The organism is Nostoc flagelliforme FACHB-838 (assembly GCF_014698065.1).
GTDB lineage: Bacteria > Cyanobacteriota > Cyanobacteriia > Cyanobacteriales > Nostocaceae > Nostoc > Nostoc flagelliforme_B.
Genome location: NZ_JACJSI010000031.1, coordinates 1 through 19,935, shown reverse-complemented (window position 1 = coordinate 19,935; position 19,935 = coordinate 1). Strand labels below are relative to the sequence as shown.

Here is a 19,935-nt window from a genome sequence, read left to right as displayed (position 1 = left end):
AATTAATCGTTTAGTCCGATCTATGCGGGGATTTTGTATTGCCAAAAAGTGGCAGCAATCGTGATTTTCGGCTTGAGCTTCATTCAAATATAATCTGGTTCTTCTTATTTACCGCAAAATCAAATTTCCTGCAAAAATGAATAAATATAAGTCAATATGTTGAACATAGGGTTGAAATATGTGAAGTTTAAGTTCTAGCGGGAAGTTTTATTTTTGGGTAGTAGAATATTTTGCACAAAGCGATCGCGTCCTGCTGCCTTTGCTTGATACAACGCCCAATCTGCTGCGGCAATCATTTCTTCCATGTCAGAATCTGACTGAGGAATTTCTGTCGTAAACCCGGCACTCAAGGTTACATAAGGGCTAACTTGGGAATTTATATGAGGAATTGCTAGTGTGCGGACAGCATGGCAAATATTGTCGGCAACATGAGTTGCCCCCTCGGTGTCTGTGTTTGGTAAAATCACAGCAAATTCTTCCCCACCATAGCGGGCAACTAAATCTCCAGGACGCTTAATAATATCTTTGATGGCTTGAGCAATTTTCTGAAGACAGCGATCGCCTATCCGATGCCCATAAGTATCGTTATATAATTTGAAGAAATCAACATCGCAAAGAATCAGTGAGAGAGACTGTTGTTCGCGTTTCATCCGCTGCCATTCTTGATTAAAATATTCTTCAAACCGTCGGCGGTTAGCTACTTGAGTTAATCCATCGATTGTAACTAATCGCTGCAATTCCAGATTCACAGTTTCCAGTTTTTGCTGTAACTGAGATTGCTGAATCAAGCGTTTTACCCGTTGTCGCAATACTGGCCAGTGAATTGGTTTGGTAACATAGTCTATTGCCCCGACTGCAAATGCACGGTCAACTGACTCTTGATCTTCAAGTCCTGTAATCATTAAAACTGGAGTGTGCTTGTTACAATCAAGAAGTTCTAACTGACTGCAACACTCAAACCCATCCATATCCGGCATTATGGCATCAAGAAGTATGATATCAGGATGCAGTTGGTTAAAAGCTTTTATTGCCTCTATGCCGTTTTGAGCCTCTGCTATTTGATAACCTTCCCGCTCCAAGAAATGCCGTAGTATCAGGCGAATAAAAGGTTCATCATCAACAATTAGAACTAAAGATTGGCTTTCTTGAGCAGTGGCTTTCATGGTACTTCCTTCGCAAGTTCTTGTTCTAAGGCAGTTTTAACTTGTTCATATTCCTGATATAGTTGTGAAAGCAATTCTAGGCTGTTTTCTAATTTATTGGTGCGTCCCTGTGCTTCTAACACCCTGCAAATCTGCGCCAAGGCGATCGCTCCAACAGAAGCACTGCTGGACTTGAGTTGGTGTGCTGTCTTCCATATAGCCTGGATATCCTGAGTTGTAATAGCTGTACTAATATTTTGTACCAGTCTCGGTGCTTCTGTAAGATAACATGTAATTAATTCAGCAAATACCACGCGATCTCCTTTGACGATATCCCGCAAGGATTGAAGAATTTTGGCATCAATTTTGCTGCTTTGTTGAATATTTGTGGAAGGTTGTAATTCTGGGCGGATAATTTTACCTTGTTTTCCGCCAGAAATGAATTCAGAACTTCTTAGGGGAGGGCATTTGCTGAGTGCCTGGGCTAACTCTTTAAGCTGAATAGGTTTGCTAAGATAGTCATCCATACCGGCAGCAAGACAAACTTCGCGATCGCCCCGCATTGCATTGGCAGTTATAGCGATGATATGGGGACGAAAACCCACTTCCCATTCTTGACAGATTCTCCGAGTTGCTTCTAATCCATCCATTTCAGGCATATTGATATCCATTAACACTACGTCGAATGGCTGTTTTTGCAAAGCCTTAAGCACTTCAAGCCCATTAGTTACGACATCTGCCCCATAACCCATTTTCTTTAGCATCAGGAGAGCAACTTTCTGATTAACAACCGTATCCTCTGCCAGAAGAATCCGCAGTGGCAGTCGATGGGCTAAATTCCGATCAACCGCGGGAAAATGAGCAATACTGGCTGGGATTGCCTGATTTTCCAAAATACGGGTAATAACATCATAGAGTTGAGACTGTTTGATGGGTTTACTCAATGAGGCAGCAAACTGGACATCATTAAACTCAGACGAAGTTTCTATTTTACCCAAAGAGGTCATAATCACCAAAGGCAGATTTTGACAACCAGATTGCTTGCGGATTTGACGAGCTAGGGTAATGCCATCCATTTCTGGCATCTGCATATCTAAAATGGCAATATCAAACTGCGTTCCCTGAGCAAGTACAGCTAAAGCTTCTTTACCAGATTTAGCAGCATAAGTTTCCATCTTCCAACACTCTGCTTGCAAACTAAGAATTTGACGGCTGGTAAAATTGTCATCGACAATCAAGATTCGTTTGGGCGCAAGCTGGACTGGCGAAGTGCTTAATTCAGCTTCTTTTGACTGAGCAGCTACTTTGGTCGTAATGGTGAAGTAGAATGTTGAACCTTGGGAATCAAGAGTTGAAGAAGCCAGGAGGAGCTTTTCACTTGCGGATTCAACTTCAAATGATTTGGCAGCCCTAACTGAGAGTTCAGTGGGAGTCTTAAACTCTTGCTTTTTCTGGACATAGCTGGAGGCTGAGGGCATTCCTCCTGCCTTCGTCGATAATAATTTTTTATTTTCCCATCTAGGGCTAGGATTCCCACCGATAAACCCCTGACTTTCTACCCAAAGGGTGCCGCCCATCATCTTACTGAGCCGTTTGCAGATGACTAGTCCCAGCCCAGTGCCACCATATCGTCGAGTCATGGAGACATCAGCCTGAGTGAAGGGTTGAAATAACCGCTCTATTTTCTCTGGTGCGATGCCAATACCTGTATCTTTGATGGCAAATTGAATTTCGTAGAAAAATTGTTCTTTTCTAAGAGGGGCTGGGGATTGGGCAGAAGTTTCTTGATTCAATCGCCCATTAGCTCTTATACCCAGTTCTACAGAGAGTACCACTTCTCCGTTTTCAGTAAACTTAATGGCGTTGTTGAGGAGATTCATTAAGACTTGGCGCAGACGATTAAAATCACCGACGATCTGAGTGGGAACTTGGGGTTGGATTTGGTAAACTAGCTCGATATCCTTTTGGGCAGCTTTAGGAGCTAAAAAAGAAATAGCCTGCTCCACACAAGCTCTCAAATCAAAAGGTTGCTCTTCTAATTCCAGTTTGCCCGACTCAATTTTGGAGAAATCTAGAATATCGTTGATGATGGTAAGCAAAGCATCGCCGCTATGGCGAACTGTTTCCACAAAGTCTTGCTGTTGAGGCGTGAGGTCAGTATCTAGCAATAGACCTGTCATAGCAATAACAGCATTCATCGGAGTCCGAATTTCGTGACTCATCATCGCCAAAAACTCACTCTTTGCCCGATTTGCCGCTTCTGCCTGACGTTTCGCCTGCTCCAAGGCAAAGTTTTTCAAGGTAAGTTCTTCACGTTGGCGCGTTTCTTGTTCCAGTAAGTGAGCTTGTGCTAGAGCAATACCTAGTTGAGCCGCTACTGCTTCTAGTAATTCAATTTCGTCTTGTGTCCATTGGCGAAAATAGCTGCACTGGTGTAAGCCGATCGCACCATTGGGTTCTCCTTGATAAGAGGTGCGGATTGATAGCATAGACTTCAGCCCAATTTCTCGGCAAATAGGTTCAGCCTTTTGGAGTAAAGGATCAACATACACATTTGGAGAAGCGATCGCACTTTCTCGTGCCATCATCTGCTCGGCATGGGGATTGTTGGCCATGGGAATTTCCAATTTCAAGCTGGAGCAGTAAATAGGGAGTGTACTATACTCTGCTACTAGGGGAATTCGGGGTGTAGGGTCGTTAATATAAGAGTGAATCAGACAGCGTTCAGCTGCAAATGCTTGTCCAATTTGGGTAGCAGCCGTCTCAAAGATTTTGCTGGTATCGAGACTTTGACGAATTTCTTGAGTAATTCGTTCAAGTAGTAGGGTTCGATGCAATTGCCGCTGTAAAGCCTCTTTAGCTCGTTTGTTTTCGGTAATGTCGTGATTGATGCCAACAGTGGCAACAGTTTCTCCCTGTTCATCTTGTAAAGCGACTATGGTTGTTTCAGAAATTCCCTCACTACCATCTTTGCGAACAAAGTTTATTTCCCCTGACCAGCGTCCTTGCTGCTTGATTGTTTCGCTAATTTTGGTGCTTAAGATTGCGCCTACTTCCGGCTGTAGCAAAATACTGGTATTTTGAGCTAAAACCTCTGCTTTGCTATAACCATACATACTTTCGGCAGCAGGATTCCAATCAATAATATTTCCAGTTAAATCTGTGATAATTACGCCATCATGCATATTTTCAAAGGTGAGGGCTTGCCGACGCAGACGAGCTTCGGCAAGCTTACGTAAGCGAAGCTCGTCGTAGACATCGCTAATATCTGCCTGAATGCCTATGAAATGACTTAACTTGCCATTTTCGTCATCGATAGGAGAAATGCTCAATTCATTCCAGAATAATGTACCGTCTTTGCGATAGTTGCGGAGAACAACTTTGCAATTAGTTCCAGCTTTAATAGATGACCGCAATTCATTGAGTACTGGTTGCTGGGTATCTGTGCGTTGCAAAAATCTACAGTTTTGGCCAATTATTTCGGTAGCACTGTAGCCTGTTATTTGCTCAAAGGCATGGTTGACGTAAATAACTGGATGGGAAGCAAGTCTGGCGTCGGCAATAATGATTCCATTACCGGCAGCAGCAAGTGCTCTCTCCCGCAGTCTTAAGGTTTCTTCAAGCAGTTTCAAATCAGTAATGTCAAACATAAACCCCCTGAGCATGATCGGAGTTTCTGCTTCTTGAACTACACTAACAATGTCTCGCAGCCAAACAACTCGCCCATCAGCTGCTAACATCCGGTATTCCAATTCGTGATTTTCGCACCTAGCAGTTGCTTCTTGGCAAAAACGAACAGACTTTTCTCGGTCATCTGGATGTAGATGATTAACCCAAAAATTTTCTTCGTACCACTCTGCGATCGCATAATTTAACAAATCTACCGCTTGCGGCCCAACATAGATAAATCGCTGAGTCTTCAAGTCTAATTCCCAAGGGATGACTTTGACAGTTTCCAACAACTGTCGCCAACGATTTTCACTGGCGCAAAGAGCAATTTCTACCTGTTTTTGTTCAACAATTTTGTAGGTTAAATCCTGATTTATTGCTGTTATCTGTTGGTTGCTTACTTTCATCGCTAGGGCAAAATAGATTGATAATATTAGGGCATCGACAACTAATAACCCTACAATCAATACTACTTGTGTTGATAACCCCGGATTTGGGATTAAAAGTCTCTGGCAAAATAGGACTACAGAGATTGAGAAGAAAATCCCCAACAATAACGTTAGGAATTCTCTTTGACGGAAAAATATTACAGTTTTTAACCAGTCATATTGGTGCTGTTTAACCACTTATTAAACCTCTAGCACTTTTAGGACTTATTGTATTGTGCTAACTTTTACTTTTAAGTAATCTAAAATATCAATAGCAAGAGGGCAATTACGTAATTTGTTTTTAAGTAAAATATTTGTATACAATATTGGCGAAAAAACTTAATAACTTATAATTATAATTACCGCTTTTTTGAGAGCCGCAAATTTTTAGCACTAGTACAACACGGCATAAACAAGCTACCCATTCCAAATCAAGGAAACGCTTACACTGTATTCATTTTGACTTTTGACTTTTGATTTTTGACTTCCGCCTTGCGGTACTAGTACACTGTGGCAAAATTTTACTTGTCTGGTTAAATCAAAGGTACTACGAACACAAAAGACATCTGGTAGAAATGAATGTAGAGACGTAGCAGTGCTACGTCTCTAAAAGGTTTCTGGACGAGGCATATTTAATTTCACCAAATGTCTAAAATTCCCCGATTTCTTCAATAAGTTGGGAATCTGAACCTTTGGGTGGAGAGCAAATCAAATATAGCGGTTCCTGCACAAGTGAGATACAGATAAAAAAATTAACTATAGAGAACATTTATTTTCGTAGGGTAGCACAGATGTGCCACCCTACCTGTGTAGCTCATTGAAATATTCCCTTTTCATCGCAAAAGTTCAAAAGTCCCTTAAAGACGCTTATCAACAGAGTTAGCAGAAAGCACCCACTATACAAGCACAAGAGAATAAAATCTCTTTCCCTGTCATCTTTAAGCTGTTCCCTATTTTCAAGATAGGTCTATTGCCTATACTTATACTTTAAATCACAGCTTCATGGTGTTGACAATCAAAAACAACCATGTATGAAGCATTGGGTATTTCTTGAGGAAGATGCCGCATATAGCCATCAGCATCAGATCGGCTGCGGAAACGAGCAACAATTTCCCGTTGCGTATTAGGAAGTAGACGAGCGATCGCCCAAGAATTGAGGCGTTCTTTATAAGCAATAGTCTGATTGTCTGATTTAGAAGCTTTGTTATCCGTATTTTCTGGCATAATGATGTTATCCGTATGAAGTTTAATCAAGGGCGCTAATTAATTTCTAGGTAAGAATGCACTAACGCTTTTTTTTATCCTGCTGCCACCTTGTTATTCGATTATTTATAAATTGTCAACACTTAGCGCTCTCTTTAAGACCAACTAAGTTGTAATTTTCAAGTGTCTATGAATCTCAAAGCCTTAATTTGCAGATGTTTCCAGGACACAATAATCCTCAAGCAGAAAGTTTGGCAATTGTTGGGTTTGCATTATTTGTATGCATACACATAAGTAAAGACCGTATCAGTGGGTAAATTAATAGAAATGTCTTAAAAAATACTATTAAAAGCTCAAAAGACAAAAAGCAACAATAATCTGTATAGAATTAATCAGCAAGGACAAACTACAAACTCTTAATTTTTTATAGTGCGATGCCTATGGCAGGCTACACGCCTACGCTAAAGCTGTATTGCGAACATTTGCGTTTTTTATAGTTAGTTTATAAAAGTGGAATTTTAATAATTTCTTTAGATATAAAAATAAGTTTTTATCAGGTTTGTACTATAAGTTTATAAATAAATATGTAGTGCAATTTTTGAGTTTTAAAGTATCTTAACTAATTGCTATAAAATAGTTAATATTTTTCCGGTAGATTGATATTTATGATCATGCAAAAACCATTTGTAATATCATGTTCGACTTAATACTTATGTCATTGCGAGCGTAGCGCGGCAATCCCAAACCTTTGCGATTGCTTCATTCCACTTCGTTGCATTCGCAATGACATATTATAAGTGATTTGCCGAACATGATATAACATCTATAATTTAAAAATTAGCAAATGAGATAGGAGCAGTAGTTTTAGTAGATCCAGAATGCACTTTCGTGGGACTTATTACGTTTAAAAATGGCAATATAGCGCACTTTCGTGGGACTTATTACGTTTAAAAATGGCAATATAGCAGTTCCCATTCAGATACGGTACAACATTACATGACAATGTGTAGGGGCATGGCAGTGCCGTGCCCCTACGGGTGTACCTCACGTAAACGAAAACCGCTATAAAACCTTTTTTCGTAATACCAGATTTAGTCTTAATTCTTCTGGCTCAGTAGCAATAGCTAAGGATAAAGGGGTTTCGAGCTTTTTTTAAGTAGATTTAGCTATAAGATTTCTGAAGGAAAAACATTTTATACTGAAGAATTATGTGAAGAAATAGCTAATGCCAGAAATATAGATGAGGGATTCTATTATGCTAAAGAGTTGGGATTCCCTTTAAAAGAGTAGAAAAGTTGTATTTAAAAGTTCTCAAAGCACTTGAAAATGAGAATAACACAGAAAAGCATTGATTTTGAGCAAAGCAGGGGTTACTCCGGTACTGGGGACTTGGAAAGAGTCTATTTCCCAATTTGGTTGGGGCTTGCATCCCCATGAAAATTGTCCTAGTCCCCAATCCCCAGTTCAGCTCTACCTATCTCTTCACCACTTCTTATGTAGTAGGGATTCAAATTCAGTTTGTAAGGCGGTTATGTCTGCCAATCTTGTGACTAGTAAATTATCCTTACCAGCATTACTTAAACATACTTTCCAATAACTAATACTGTCTGAGTTATTCAACCAAAACTTAATAACGGTATCTACCACTTGATCCAGATTCCAACCACACTTCTCTGGAACTGATTCCACCGATTGTAGAAACGTATCTAGTGTACACGTATGCATTCCCAAGTATTCGACACCTTGGTGAGATGGTTTTTGTTCATTTTGCTGTTGGTGATTAAAAAACTGCAAAAGTGGAGATACTCCTACAATATCAAAAGTGTATTTCATGCCAGTACTCCCAGTTTTAAATTAGTTACAAGAAAGATGTAATTTTTATAAATTAACGTCTGGAAAGGAACTAAAACATCTACAAAAAGTGTAGTTTTGGTCTATGTCATAGGCATTAAATGTTAGTCATAAATTAGCACTTGCAAGCATTGAGTGCTAATATTTATTTAAAAGTTTCATTGATTATTATATCAATAACTTGCCAATTTCCGAGGCTTGGGAATAGACCTCGACTACGTTTTTCTTTTGATTTTGAGGTCTTTTCAACTAATTGCTGAGATTTTTCGGCTTCGCTCTTGATCACCTTCTCAATCCGAATTAGAAAGGAACACTCTATAATAGGCAACCCTTATGGTGTATCTTTTCCTAAGATTACAATTAAAATATGGTTCATCTGCAAGCTGCACTATTAGAATACTTACTTGGGCGTTCAATCTCTGCGGTTAGTGATTAGCGATTCACTTGCTGAGATGCAAGCATTGGAGTGGGCATTATTATAAGTAATCGGACAAAAATATTTACAGTTATTGCGAATAAAGCGAAGCAATCCCAGCCCCTACGATTGCTTCGCTTCTCTACAAGACGCTCCGCGAACGCTCGCAATGACATTGTGTAATTAGTTGACGCGATCGCACAAGCCCTAATTTGTTAGATTATGAATCTATCCTGCAAAGCATCCAACAACAGACTTTAGTCGTCGCCATTGATTCTGATATACTATATCCTCCAGTTAAAAAACAAAAATTGGCCAATTTAATACCTAATGTTCAACTGGCGTGGCTGAAGTCAACCCACGGAAATCATGCACTTTTAATTGACATAGCTGCATTGAATAAATTAGTGATTTCTTTTCGTTGAAGAAGAACCCAGAAGCCAGAATCCAGGAGTCAGAATCAATGAGTGGGGGATTCAGACCCGCCACTCATTGTAGACCGCTAAATGAACGCAAGTGCGTCTCTGAAAGAGAAGATTTAGCGGGGGTCTTAAACCCCTAGATTCATCCACCAGTCGTACAGAATTCATACTGAATTCTGACTCCTGACTCCTGAATTCTGTTTTGATAAAGCTTATTCAAGGCTATTTAATGGAAATTAGAATTGTGCCGGATCAAATTCATAAATTCCTCACGAGTCCGGACATCTTTTGCAAAAATACCGCGCATTGCACTAGTAACAGTCCAAGAACCGGGTTTCTGCACACCGCGCATTACCATACACATGTGGGTTGCTTCTATTACCACTGCAACTCCTTGAGGTTTGAGTAATCCTTGTAATGCGTCAGCAATTTGCACAGTCAAACGTTCTTGAACTTGCAAACGTCGTGCATACATTTCGCAAACACGGGCAATCTTGGATAATCCGATTACTTTGCCATTGGGAATGTAAGCAACATGAGCGCGACCAATAATCGGTAAAATATGATGTTCACAGGAGCTGAATATGTCGATGTCCCGAACCAAAACCATTTCATTGGCATCTTCTGTAAATACTGCTCCGTTTAGCAGTTCATCCAATGATTCATGATATCCTTTTGTGAGAAACTGTAAAGCTTTCATCACCCTTTTTGGAGTATCTTTTAATCCTTCGCGGTCTGGATTTTCTCCTAATCCAATCAGCAAAGTACGCACAGCTTGCATCATTTCAGCTTCTGTTACAGTTTGCTGTTGCTCAGTCGCTAAAGATGACAGTACCTGATCGGCAGAAGTTAGATCAGGACGAATCGATAGAGTCATTTTGTGAGTTCTGTGGGAATATTTGATAAATTAGTCTGTTGTTCAGATGTCAGTTACGATTGACTTCTGACTCGTAAATGAGTGTAACATAACTTTACACTTCTTAATCAGAGTAAACATTTTCTCAGCTTAAGAACGCGTTATTAGTAATCAAGGGAATAAGAAAGATGAGGGGAATAACAATGCCCCATGCCCAATGCCCCATGCCCAATACCCAATACTCATGGCTCGTACTCCTACACTAAATTTTGATCGCGGCACATTAATTTTGCATCCACCGCCACGCGGCAAAGGTTGGATGGATTATGCTACATGGGATGATAGAGTCGAAAAATTCCGCATTCCCGCAATTAGATACCGATCGCTAGTGGAAGCACTACAAGCGGAAGATGTGAATTTTATCGATGAGGCAAAGCAATTTTATCCTGTAGATTTGGTTCCCAGTCTGGAAATGGAACCATATCCCCACCAGACTGAGGCCTTAGCAGCTTGGAAACTGGCGGGTAGACAGGGGGTCGTTGTGCTTCCTACGGCGGCAGGAAAGACTTATTTGGCGCAAATGGCGATGCAGTCAACGCCACGCACAACGCTAATTGTGGTGCCAACTTTAGATTTAATGCATCAATGGTATGCACACTTGGTAGCGGCTTTCCCGGATGCTGAGGTGGGATTGCTGGGAGGTGGTTCGCGGGATAGAACGGCAATTCTCGTTGCAACTTACGATAGTGCCGCAATTCACGCTGAGACGTTGGGAAATCAATATGCGTTGATTGTTTTTGATGAATGTCATCATTTACCGACAGATTTTAATCGGGTGATTGCTGAATATGCGATCGCACCTTATCGCCTGGGACTCTCCGCTACACCAGAACGCAGCGATGGTAAACACGCTGAGTTAAATATCCTCATTGGTCAAGAAGTATATCGCAAACGCGCTGAAGATTTGGCGGGTAAGGCATTAGCAGAGCATGAGATTGTCCAAATTAAGGTAAAGTTATCACAACTTGAGCGGGAAAGATACAATCAACTAATTCAAACTCGCAATGATTTTTTAAAGCAATCCCGGATTTCTTTGGGGAGTCTGCAAGGTTGGCAAATGTTCGTGCAAATGAGTGCGCGATCGCAATCGGGACGTAGGGCGATGTTAGCGCACCGGGAAGCGAAAGATATCGCTTTGGGTACTGATGGGAAGTTGCGAATTTTGATTGATTTATTGGCAGAACATTATCCGGCAAGAATTTTGATTTTTACTGCTGATAATGCGACGGTTTATCGCATTTCTCAAGAGTTACTAATTCCGGCAATTACTCATCAAACTCCTGTGAAAGAACGCCATGAGATATTAACAAAGTTTCGAGAGGGTAAATATAATACTTTGGTTGCTTCTCATGTGTTGAATGAAGGGGTTGATGTACCGGCGGCAACTGTTGCGATTATTTTATCGGGAACGGGTTCGGCTAGGGAGTATACTCAGCGATTGGGTAGGGTTTTACGGAAGGGGAATATTGAGAATAAGCAGGCAATTTTGTATGAGGTGGTGGCGGAGGATACGAGTGAGGAAGGGACTTCGGCTAGGCGGAGAGGGGAGAGGAATAACGAACCGCAGAGGCGCGGAGGACGCGGAGAGGAAGAAGAGAAGAAGGGGAAGTTACAGGTTGTGTATGGGAGTGGGAAGGAAAGGAGTTTGAAGGCTGCGGAACAGTTAGAAATTAATTATTCAACCGGAAGTTCAAAATCTAAAATCCAAAATTCAGATGTTACCGACAGATTTACTGATGCATCGCCAAAACGGAGAGGAGATCATTCCGAAGAGACTGAAGATTGATCAAAAAACTTCGGAGTTGGCGATTGAGTTAATTAATTATTTTCAATCAGCAGTGGGGAAGACTCAAGGTGTGCTTGAGCGACAATTGACTGATTTTGAAGGAGATTCTACAGATTATCGGGTGAAGCGAGGGTTAGCTTATATTCTAAAAAGCAGTTTTTGCACTTTTGAGGTAGTAAGTCCTTTGGAACCGCAAATGTTAAGAGAACGAGTGTTTTCTCTGGCTGCAAAATCGGTTTCTAGTCGAGAATCAACACAAGTTACTCTGAGCAAAGTTGCTGATGAGTTAACTCAAGAACTTGAACGGGAAGTTTTATTAGAACAGGTTCGTAATGGGCTATATGCTGATTTATCTGAAAATAAAATTTTGACAGTATTTGATGCACCAACAGCGCCAGATTTGATAAATCGATATAATTTATCTCAGGTACAAGGTGTATTTTATAAAGCCAGTCAACTTGTATTAAATGCTCACCGGAATGTTCCGGGAGAATATAAGCTGTTATTTCGCTATTTGAAGTTGTTTCAATTGATGGCTTATATTGAGGGTGATGCTGACCACGGGTTTACAATTACGATAGATGGGCCGACGAGTTTGTTTAATCCTAGTACGCGATATGGGTTAGCGATCGCTAAACTTATTCCGGCTTTACTTCACGTTACCAAATGGAGTCTTTCGTCGATTCTCCAAACTCGTGATGCTTATACAAATACTTGGAAAACTGGACGTTTTACTCTCAATTCCGAATGTGGTTTGGTATCGCATTATCCACCAGGTAAGCCCTACGATAGTATGCTAGAAGCATCCTTTGCTGATAAGTGGGATGCGTTAAAAAGTGGTTGGGCGTTAGAGCGAGAAGTTGATTTGATACCAATTCCTGGTAGTGTGATGATTCCGGATTTTCGCTTAGTTCATGCTGATGGACGCACCTTTTTATTAGAAATTGTTGGTTATTGGCGACCAGAGTATTTACAAAAGAAGTTTTCTCAGGTACGGCGGGCTGGACGTGATGACTTAATTTTAGCAATTTCCGAGCGACTTAATTTAGAAAAAGCGGGAGTAAAATTAAATGATGTCCCCGCCAGAATTGTTTGGTTTAAAGATAAGTTATTGCCGAAAGCTGTGTTAGCTGTAATGGATTGAAAAAGGGGACTGGGGACTGGGTACTGGGTACTGGTGAGGAAAGAAGAAGTTTTCATTCTTCTGCTTGCTTCCTGTCCCTCTACATCTTCAGCCCAATCACTAGTCCCTAATCCCCAGTCCCCCAGTTACTTTGAATAAGGAGGAATAAGATGAAAAGTATAGAAACAATTGCTACAGTTACCAAAGATGGTAAGATTACAGCGCAATTACCATTGGATATTGCAGAGGGTGAGCATCAGGTGGTAATAGTAATTGATGAAAACCTTTTAACTGAGAAAACAGAGAATAAAGAAAAGAAAGCGCATCTCCAATTTTACGCCTATCCTGTAGGATTAGTCTCGGAAAGTTTAACTTTCCGTAGAGAAGACCTTTATACAAACGACTAATAATCGTGTATTTATCTATACGAATATTTTCGTTTATGCAAATGTGTCCAAATCTTTCACCAATTAGTGATGTATTAATCGAATATAAATAGTAAGTATGAAAAGTATAGAAACAATTGCCACGGTTACAAAAGATGGTAAGATTACTGCACAATTACCATTGGATATTCCAGAGGGTGAACATCAAGTGGTAATAGTAATTGATGAAAAGCCTTTGGCAGAGAAAGCAGAGAAGAAAGAAAAGCGTCCTCCTCTAAACTTTCCTGTGCATAATTATGGCCCTTGGCCTGAAAATCTTTCTTTAAGACGTGAGGATATGTATGGTGATTGGGGACGGTGATCCTGTTTTTCTAGACACAAATATCTTGGTGTACGCTAGTCAGATTCAGTCTCCATTTCACCAAGCTGCTATGGAGGCTATCCAAGATTTTTATGATGCAGGGGTTGAGTTGTGGATTAGCCGACAAATATTGCGGGAATATTTGGCTACCCTTACCCGTCCGCAACAGTTTGTCAACCCACTACCCATTGCAGTAGTAATTCAGGATCTCCGCTATTTCTATAACCGCTTTCGGGTGGCTGAAGATAGTTCTCAAGTTACAAAAAGGTTACTGACGCTTATGGAGCAAATTACTATTGGTGGTAAGCAAGTTCATGATGCAAATATTGTCGCCACAATGCTAGTTTATGGCATTCCTCAGTTACTCACTCACAACACAAGTGATTTTGCTAGATTTTCTGGGTTAATTACTGTCTTGCCATTATAAGGTTAACGCCGTGTGCGACTTTATCTCAAACCTAACCCCCAGCCCCTTCTCTACAAGGGAAGGGGAGCAAGAAAAAAAGCCTCTCTCCGTTTCGGGGAGAGGTTTGGAGAGGGGTTCCAATAATAGGTTGCATATCGCGTAGGTTAGATTGCTTATTGTTACTACTCGTGAAAATTTACTTCACGTTACGAAATGCAATCTTTTGGTAATTATGCAATCCTACTGATTAACCCCAAACGCTTCTGCGTTCCCAATATTCAGCAACTCTTTTTTCCCACTGCTCCCAGTAATCTTTAATGACTGCTGATTCAAACCAAAATACTTCTGCTGGCATTTCTGGAATCGCTACTACCAAGAGAGCGTGGTTTAGCTGAATGCCATAATCTTGATAATACTCGTTAGCTGCTCCTATGTACGCCGTAAGTTGCAGTGGATGTTCATATAAATGCTCAATTGAACCTTTGGGTTTGTCTGCTGTTTTCCACTCACAAATACAGGGTATACCTTGATAACTGGCAATACAATCAACTTTGCCAGAATAGCTCAAATTATGATGAAAAACAGAGCCTTCCACCAGTCTAACTGTGTCGATTTGTTCTAAAACTGGCTTGATACTCTCCCAATAAGGGCGACTCACTTCGGGACAAACTGGGTTTTGTCCAAGAAGGTAGCGCTCAATTTGTTTGTGTGTTTGGGTTCCCCGCCGACTAGCACTTGTAGTAATGCGGGTAGCTTCTTCTGTACCAACACGCGTTTTCCAGTTTAATAATCTGTCTCTGTCTGCTTGTGATTTGGTGGCATTAAGTATTGTAGTTACGCTGGGAAAGCGATTTCCTTTGGCATCTACATAATATTGTTTACCATTTTCTCTTTTGGCTGTGGCATTAATGCGTGGTAGCAGTTGGGTATCATGCATCAGTTGGTGTGTTGACTTTGAGATTCCCTCAAGAAGGAAAGTGAATAAAACCCCTTTTCATTGTAAGGAATGGAAAGGGGTAGGGGTTTGTTAGAGTGCAAAATATCAACTAAATATGTGTGATATATTTCCGAATATACAGAACTGCATTTGTATCTCCCTGTGCGATGTCATATTTTATTACTAAATTATGGAACCTGTAACATTAACAGCAGTTGCAACAGCGATCGCTACTATAGTTTTAACTAAAGCTCTAGAAAAAACTGGCGAAAAGCTTGGGGAAGTTGCATTAGACAAAAGTCGTGAGTTAATCGAACAGCTACATAATAAAAATAAGTTACCTTTGTTAGCGGATGCAACACAGCAAAATCTACAGCAGCCGTTAGATTATGGGCAAGCAGTGCTGGAGTTAAAAGCAGCAGCAGATGCAGATACCGAAATTGCTCAATCTGTGCGAGAAGTGGAAGCAGCCGCAAATGCTGATCCCCAAGCGCCTAAAGTCCAGGCGTTAGCCAATGGACTAAACTTGCAACCCGCAACCGTCATCAATTCTACAAAGTTAGCTGACTCTATTAAAAACGTCTTTCAGGGAAATACTTTCACTGGTACTAATAACTTCTGACTGTACCCGCCTGTTGAGGAACAGGTAAAGTTAAATCCCTCTACTGAAACACCGCAAAATTTACCCTTGAGTAGGGTGGTGAAATTTGTCGGGCGTGAAGCTGAATTGCAAAACCTCTACCAGATGTTGCAGGAAAATAATCAGGTGGCAATTGCTGCGATCGCTGGCATGGGTGGACTGGGTAAAACAGAACTGGCTTTACAATATGCAAAGGCTCACCATGAAACTTACAAGGGTGGAATTTGCTGGTTGTTGGCAAAGGCTGGAGATGTGGGCATTCAAATTGTGCAGTTTGCCAGAACGCAGCTTGACTTAAACCCACTAGAAGATTTCGATTTACTCACCCAAGTGCAATACTGCTTTCGGCTTTGGCGCGAAGGTGATGTGCTGCTAGTTTTAGACGATGTTGGAGAATATCAACAAGTTAAGCCTTACTTACCCTCGTTATCTTCCCGGTTTAAAGTGTTGATTACCACACGCCAACACTTAGGAGCATCTATAAAGGAATTATCTCTAGATGTATTGCAACCAGAAGCAGCGCTGGAGTTATTAAAGTCATTTTTTAAAGAAACACCACAGCGAATTGAGCAAGAATTGGCTGTTGCAAATCAGTTGTGTGAGTGGTTGGGATATTTGCCTTTAGGTTTGGAATTAGTCGGGCGATATTTGGCGCGAAAACAGGATTTATCTTTCACAGAAATGTTGCGGCGTTTGGAGAACAAACGACTAGAACAACTCGGACTTGTTAAACCCGAAGCCGATATGACAGCACAACGGGGTGTGTTAGCAGCCTTTGAGTTGAGTTGGCAGGAATTAGAGGACGGCGATAAGCAGCTTGGTTGTTTGCTGAGTTTATTTGCCGCCGCACCTATACCTTGGAAGTTGGTGGAACAGTCTGTAATAGAGGAATACGAGGGAGAGTTAGAGGAAATTAGAGATGATAAGTTGTTGAATTTGCATTTACTTCAGCGCAAAGATGAGGGAGTTTATCAACTACATCCACTGCTGAGGGAGTTTTTTCAATATAAGCTTACAGGTTTAGAGCAAGCAGAGGAATTAAAGCGATCGCTTTGTCGGGTAATGGTAAGAGTTGGCCAAGATATTCCTGAAACACCCACCCTTCAGCAAATCACCGCCGTTTCTCCCGCCATTCCTCATATAGCTGAAGTAGCGAATCATCTCATTGAATACGTCAGCGATGATGATTTACTTTGGCCTTTCTACGGCAACGCTACATTTTATAAAGGTCAGGGATTATATAACCTAGCTTTACCCTGGTATGAACAATGTCTAGAAGTCGCTAAAAAGCGATTGGGAGAAGAACATCCATCTGTCGCCACTAACCTCAACAACCTAGCGCATCTCTACAACTCCCAAGGCAAATACAGCGAAGCCGAACCCCTTTACATCCAAGCTTTAGCACTCTACCGCAAGCTGCTGGGAGATGAACATCCATCTGTCGCCACTAGCCTGAACAACTTAGCAGAACTCTACTACTTCCAAGGCAGATACAGCGAAGCCGAACCCCTTTGCATCCAAGCCTTAGGACTCAGGCACCTGCTGCTGGGAGAAGAACATCCCTCTGTCGCACTTAGCCTCAACAACCTAGCAGAACTATACCGTTCCCAAGGCAGATACAGCGAAGCCGAACCCCTTTACATCCAAGCTTTAGCACTATTGCGCCTGCTGCGGGGAGAAGAACATCCCTCTGTCGCACTTAGCCTCAACAACCTAGCGTTACTCTACTACTTCCAAGGCAGATACAGCGAAGCTGAACCCCTTTACATCCAAGCTTTAGATATTTTTGAGCAGAGGTTAGGCGTGAATCATCCCAATACTATTGCTGTGCGTGAAAATTTAGCAGATTTGCGCGATCGCCTTTCCCCAAATCAAGAATAGACTACAGAGGGATATGAATTTACAGGTTTTGTGCAGAGTTTACCGTGATAAAACTGAAAAGCACGATCGCTTTAACTCGGACTTTCGTGTTCTAAACTCTGAGGTAAAATGAGGTTTCCCAACCTACGCCAGTTTTAGTTTTTAGCCTTAACCCAAGCCTATTTTTATATAGGCAATCGCCTCACTCGGAAAGTTTCATTACTTACAGAAATAATTGCCCCTAACTCTAAATCTTCCTGGCATTCACTCAAAACTTGAGTCAACCGTTCATTAATTGCATCATAATTTTCGTTCCCCAACCTAAACAAAATCACACTGGGTAAACTATCCCCACTCACGGCTAAAAGCTGGGCAAAATCTAAATCTATAGTTAATAAAATTCTTCCTTCTGTACGGGCTTTAATTAAAATCTCATTATCTGGTAGTCTTTGCAAACCTTCATCGCGCAAATGCACTATATCATAACCAGCACCACGCAACCAAGTTACAGTGCGTAGTGAAATTCCCATATCTGCCAAAAACTTCATTATTACTTGTTAAGCAATTTTGAAGGTATAAACCCGTTCTTGAGTCAACCACGCTGCATAAAGAAGAGATTGACGAATATCTTCTGCTTCTAAATCAGGATATTCTTTTAAAATTTCTTCTATAAGCTTTCCATGAGCTACCAAATTTACCACTAAAGAAACTGGAATTCGCATTCCCCGAATGCAAGCTTGTCCAGCCATAATGCTAGGGTCAAATGTAATTCTCTCCAGACCTAACATAAACGATCGCTCCAAAATCTTTTTCATCGCTCTAAGGTGCAATGATGATATTGTAAAGCCTAGCGCTCTATTTCTGATTGTAAACCCATAAGCGATCGCCTCCCCCAAATCCAGAATAAGCTAGTTTTGTGCAAAGCGTACCGTAATAAAACTGAAAAGAGCGATCGCCCAGACTAAAATTCATATTTAATTAAGCAAAAATGCCTGATTACTATTCAAAAGCAGCTTTTACTTCTTCAAAAGCAGCTTTTTATCTCACATTTTAGTGTTTTCCACAAACAAAAGCAGCTTTTACTTCTTTCAAAGCAGCTTTTTATCTCACATTTTAGTGTTTTCCGCAAGCAAAAGCAGCTTTTACTTCTTCAAAAGCAGCTTTTAATCTCGCATTTTAGTGTTTTCCGCAAACAAAAGCAGCTTTTAATCTCGCATTTTGGTGTTTTCCGCAAACAAAAGCAGCTTTTACTTTCTTAAACCCCAGTTTGCTTACTCATTTGAGTAATTCACGCATTCATTTTGGTATATCATTGAGCCAAAAGCTGGCGTAGGCGTAGCCCGTCGGAGACATGGCTCTACTTTAAAGTGTAAATCGACAAGCGATCGCTGTTATCGTCAGACATCGCTTCTAGGCAAATCTTAAAGGCTATTCCATTCTTCTAGCGTGATTTCCCGCTCTAGAATAACCTCAATTTCCCGAATCATCAGCCGCAATTGTGGTACAGAATACTCATCATTAGAGGGAATAGTTAGCCGATGTTGCGCGTAAACCATAAATTGGTGCCTTGTTCCAGAGTAAGGCCCCTCAAACCCAATCCGTCGTAATTTATTCACAAAATCCCGACGCTTACAGGGTGTCCATCGGCTCAAGAGTCGGCTCCTTGTTGAGGTCAATATTATCAATTATTGGTAAAGAATGTCCCAGCTTTAACCCAAGCAAAATCCAGTCTTCCAGCGTTGAGCGTAATTCATTCTCACACTCACGCAAAGTCGATGCAAAGGCTATCACTCCTTTGCAAACAGGAATTCTACCTGTAAATGTACCATCTTCTAACTTGTCATAAATTGCCTGGGCGATCGCTCGGTCAACATAGTCGCTCAGAATAAACTTTATGGCCATGAAATCTCGCGTTGTGCTACCAGGTTTAATTTTACGTTAAAACAACTGTTCAATACAATTATTATTTAAACTCTCACTTTTATTCAGATATTCTCGAAAATATAAACGATATAATTCACACGCAACAGTACTGCGTAGGCGTAGCCCGTCGTAGACATCGCCTTCTAAATTAATTAGCCCCATACTCTGTAATTTATATGCCAATGCTGGCTCTAATTTCAGATTATTTGTAGTATAGCAAGCGCCAAGGCGGTTAGGACAAACAGTATAATTAGTGAGTAAAGTAAAACTAGATACAGATGAAGCGTTCAGCTCAAGGAAAGCTCATGCCAAAACCTTACAGTTACGACTTACGCCAGAAGGTAATTCAGGCAATAGAGTTAGACGGGATGAACAAAACGGAAGCAGCGCAAGTTTTTCAAATCAGTCGAAACACAATCAACCTATGGCTGCAACGAAAAGCCAGCACTGGAGATTATCAAGCATTA

General features: G+C 41.0%; 19 protein-coding genes. 8 read left to right on the top strand and 11 right to left on the bottom strand.

Features of this window, described 5'->3' with window-relative positions:
- Positions 1-194: 194 nt before the first annotated feature.
- From H6G97_RS16930 to folE, 5 genes are all read right to left on the bottom strand, one after another.
- Entirely contained in the window at positions 195-1,163 is a 969-nt protein-coding gene (locus H6G97_RS16930; RefSeq protein WP_190941904.1) for a response regulator, read from the bottom strand.
- Positions 1,160-5,437 carry a PAS domain S-box protein gene (locus H6G97_RS52510; RefSeq protein WP_338421734.1) on the bottom strand — a complete coding sequence of 1,426 codons (4,278 nt, stop codon included), beginning with the start codon at positions 5,435-5,437 and terminating at the stop codon, positions 1,160-1,162. Before H6G97_RS52510 ends, H6G97_RS16930 begins: the two co-directional genes overlap by 4 nt.
- Before the next feature lie 789 nt (positions 5,438-6,226).
- The gene (locus H6G97_RS16920; protein WP_190941903.1) at positions 6,227-6,463 is read right to left on the bottom strand and encodes a hypothetical protein; all 237 of its coding nucleotides are present in this window, start codon (positions 6,461-6,463) and stop codon (positions 6,227-6,229) included.
- 1,461 nt (positions 6,464-7,924) lie between these two features.
- Positions 7,925-8,275: a hypothetical protein gene (locus H6G97_RS16915; RefSeq protein WP_190941902.1), complete on the bottom strand. Its 351-nt coding sequence runs from the start codon at positions 8,273-8,275 to the stop codon at positions 7,925-7,927.
- A 1,081-nt stretch (positions 8,276-9,356) separates the two neighbouring features.
- A complete protein-coding gene (gene folE / locus H6G97_RS16910) occupies positions 9,357-10,007 on the bottom strand; it encodes a GTP cyclohydrolase I FolE (protein WP_190941901.1) in 651 nt (216 codons plus the stop codon).
- A 223-nt stretch (positions 10,008-10,230) separates the two neighbouring features.
- Here folE and H6G97_RS16905 point away from each other — a divergent pair, with 223 nt between their 5' ends.
- The 5 genes from H6G97_RS16905 (at position 10,231) to H6G97_RS16885 (ending at position 14,129) form a co-directional block, all read left to right on the top strand.
- On the top strand, positions 10,231-11,832 hold the full coding sequence (locus tag H6G97_RS16905) for a DEAD/DEAH box helicase (RefSeq protein ID WP_190941900.1): 1,602 nt from the start codon (positions 10,231-10,233) through the stop codon (positions 11,830-11,832).
- Positions 11,762-12,976: a DUF790 family protein gene (locus H6G97_RS16900; RefSeq protein ID WP_190941899.1), complete on the top strand. Its 1,215-nt coding sequence runs from the start codon at positions 11,762-11,764 to the stop codon at positions 12,974-12,976. The genes H6G97_RS16905 and H6G97_RS16900 overlap by 71 nt, the downstream gene beginning before the upstream one ends.
- A 149-nt stretch (positions 12,977-13,125) precedes the next feature.
- Positions 13,126-13,362 (top strand): hypothetical protein, encoded by a 237-nt coding sequence (locus tag H6G97_RS16895; RefSeq protein ID WP_190941898.1) that lies wholly within the window; start codon positions 13,126-13,128, stop codon positions 13,360-13,362.
- A 97-nt stretch (positions 13,363-13,459) separates the two neighbouring features.
- On the top strand, positions 13,460-13,702 hold the full coding sequence (locus tag H6G97_RS16890) for a hypothetical protein (RefSeq protein ID WP_118168039.1): 243 nt from the start codon (positions 13,460-13,462) through the stop codon (positions 13,700-13,702).
- On the top strand, positions 13,683-14,129 hold the full coding sequence (locus H6G97_RS16885) for a type II toxin-antitoxin system VapC family toxin (protein ID WP_190941897.1): 447 nt from the start codon (positions 13,683-13,685) through the stop codon (positions 14,127-14,129). Before H6G97_RS16890 ends, H6G97_RS16885 begins: the two co-directional genes overlap by 20 nt.
- Positions 14,130-14,355: 226 nt before the next feature.
- On the opposite strand, the gene H6G97_RS16880 is transcribed toward H6G97_RS16885, so the two are convergent.
- Positions 14,356-15,045, bottom strand: a complete 690-nt coding sequence (locus H6G97_RS16880) for a PD-(D/E)XK nuclease family protein (protein ID WP_190941896.1) — start codon at positions 15,043-15,045, stop codon at positions 14,356-14,358.
- Between the two features lie 190 nt (positions 15,046-15,235).
- Here H6G97_RS16880 and H6G97_RS16875 point away from each other — a divergent pair, with 190 nt between their 5' ends.
- Together H6G97_RS16875 and H6G97_RS16870 are read left to right on the top strand one after the other, a co-directional pair.
- The gene (locus H6G97_RS16875) at positions 15,236-15,667 is read left to right on the top strand and encodes a hypothetical protein (protein WP_190941895.1); all 432 of its coding nucleotides are present in this window, start codon (positions 15,236-15,238) and stop codon (positions 15,665-15,667) included.
- A gap of 75 nt (positions 15,668-15,742) precedes the next feature.
- Positions 15,743-17,566: a tetratricopeptide repeat protein gene (locus tag H6G97_RS16870; RefSeq protein ID WP_190941894.1), complete on the top strand. Its 1,824-nt coding sequence runs from the start codon at positions 15,743-15,745 to the stop codon at positions 17,564-17,566.
- 164 nt (positions 17,567-17,730) lie between these two features.
- On the opposite strand, the gene H6G97_RS16865 is transcribed toward H6G97_RS16870, so the two are convergent.
- The 5 genes from H6G97_RS16865 to H6G97_RS16845 all read right to left on the bottom strand — a co-directional run bounded on the left by H6G97_RS16865 (position 17,731) and on the right by H6G97_RS16845 (position 19,669).
- A complete protein-coding gene (locus tag H6G97_RS16865; protein WP_190941893.1) occupies positions 17,731-18,093 on the bottom strand; it encodes a DUF5615 family PIN-like protein in 363 nt (120 codons plus the stop codon).
- 9 nt (positions 18,094-18,102) lie between these two features.
- Positions 18,103-18,360 (bottom strand): DUF433 domain-containing protein, encoded by a 258-nt coding sequence (locus H6G97_RS16860; RefSeq protein ID WP_479684969.1) that lies wholly within the window; start codon positions 18,358-18,360, stop codon positions 18,103-18,105.
- Positions 18,361-18,966: 606 nt separating this feature from the next.
- Positions 18,967-19,101: a hypothetical protein gene (locus H6G97_RS54765; RefSeq protein WP_277883299.1), complete on the bottom strand. Its 135-nt coding sequence runs from the start codon at positions 19,099-19,101 to the stop codon at positions 18,967-18,969.
- A gap of 73 nt (positions 19,102-19,174) precedes the next feature.
- Positions 19,175-19,447 carry a type II toxin-antitoxin system HicB family antitoxin gene (locus H6G97_RS16850; protein ID WP_190941891.1) on the bottom strand — a complete coding sequence of 91 codons (273 nt, stop codon included), beginning with the start codon at positions 19,445-19,447 and terminating at the stop codon, positions 19,175-19,177.
- A 36-nt stretch (positions 19,448-19,483) separates the two neighbouring features.
- Complete coding sequence (locus H6G97_RS16845) at positions 19,484-19,669, bottom strand: hypothetical protein (RefSeq protein WP_277883301.1); 186 nt, start codon at positions 19,667-19,669, stop codon at positions 19,484-19,486.
- 104 nt (positions 19,670-19,773) lie between these two features.
- On the opposite strand from H6G97_RS16845, the gene H6G97_RS16840 reads away from it, so the two are divergent.
- A partial coding sequence (locus H6G97_RS16840) for an IS630 transposase-related protein (RefSeq protein ID WP_190938912.1) occupies positions 19,774-19,935 on the top strand: 162 nt, incomplete at its 3' end.

What these genes read in the sequence shown, in the direction of transcription:
- H6G97_RS16930 (WP_190941904.1), bottom strand. Translation starts at nt 1,163, where the DNA reads ATGAAAGCCACTGCTCAAGAAAGCCAATCTTTAGTTCTAATTGTTGAT.
- H6G97_RS16920 (WP_190941903.1), bottom strand. Translation starts at nt 6,463, where the DNA reads ATGCCAGAAAATACGGATAACAAAGCTTCTAAATCAGACAATCAGACT.
- H6G97_RS16915 (WP_190941902.1), bottom strand. Translation starts at nt 8,275, where the DNA reads ATGAAATACACTTTTGATATTGTAGGAGTATCTCCACTTTTGCAGTTT.
- folE (WP_190941901.1), bottom strand. Translation starts at nt 10,007, where the DNA reads ATGACTCTATCGATTCGTCCTGATCTAACTTCTGCCGATCAGGTACTG.
- H6G97_RS16905 (WP_190941900.1), top strand. Translation starts at nt 10,231, where the DNA reads ATGGCTCGTACTCCTACACTAAATTTTGATCGCGGCACATTAATTTTG.
- H6G97_RS16900 (WP_190941899.1), top strand. Translation starts at nt 11,762, where the DNA reads ATGTTACCGACAGATTTACTGATGCATCGCCAAAACGGAGAGGAGATC.
- H6G97_RS16895 (WP_190941898.1), top strand. Translation starts at nt 13,126, where the DNA reads ATGAAAAGTATAGAAACAATTGCTACAGTTACCAAAGATGGTAAGATT.
- H6G97_RS16890 (WP_118168039.1), top strand. Translation starts at nt 13,460, where the DNA reads ATGAAAAGTATAGAAACAATTGCCACGGTTACAAAAGATGGTAAGATT.
- H6G97_RS16885 (WP_190941897.1), top strand. Translation starts at nt 13,683, where the DNA reads ATGGTGATTGGGGACGGTGATCCTGTTTTTCTAGACACAAATATCTTG.
- H6G97_RS16880 (WP_190941896.1), bottom strand. Translation starts at nt 15,045, where the DNA reads ATGCATGATACCCAACTGCTACCACGCATTAATGCCACAGCCAAAAGA.
- H6G97_RS16875 (WP_190941895.1), top strand. Translation starts at nt 15,236, where the DNA reads ATGGAACCTGTAACATTAACAGCAGTTGCAACAGCGATCGCTACTATA.
- H6G97_RS16865 (WP_190941893.1), bottom strand. Translation starts at nt 18,093, where the DNA reads ATGAAGTTTTTGGCAGATATGGGAATTTCACTACGCACTGTAACTTGG.
- H6G97_RS16860 (WP_479684969.1), bottom strand. Translation starts at nt 18,360, where the DNA reads ATGAAAAAGATTTTGGAGCGATCGTTTATGTTAGGTCTGGAGAGAATT.
- H6G97_RS54765 (WP_277883299.1), bottom strand. Translation starts at nt 19,101, where the DNA reads ATGGTTTACGCGCAACATCGGCTAACTATTCCCTCTAATGATGAGTAT.
- H6G97_RS16850 (WP_190941891.1), bottom strand. Translation starts at nt 19,447, where the DNA reads ATGGCCATAAAGTTTATTCTGAGCGACTATGTTGACCGAGCGATCGCC.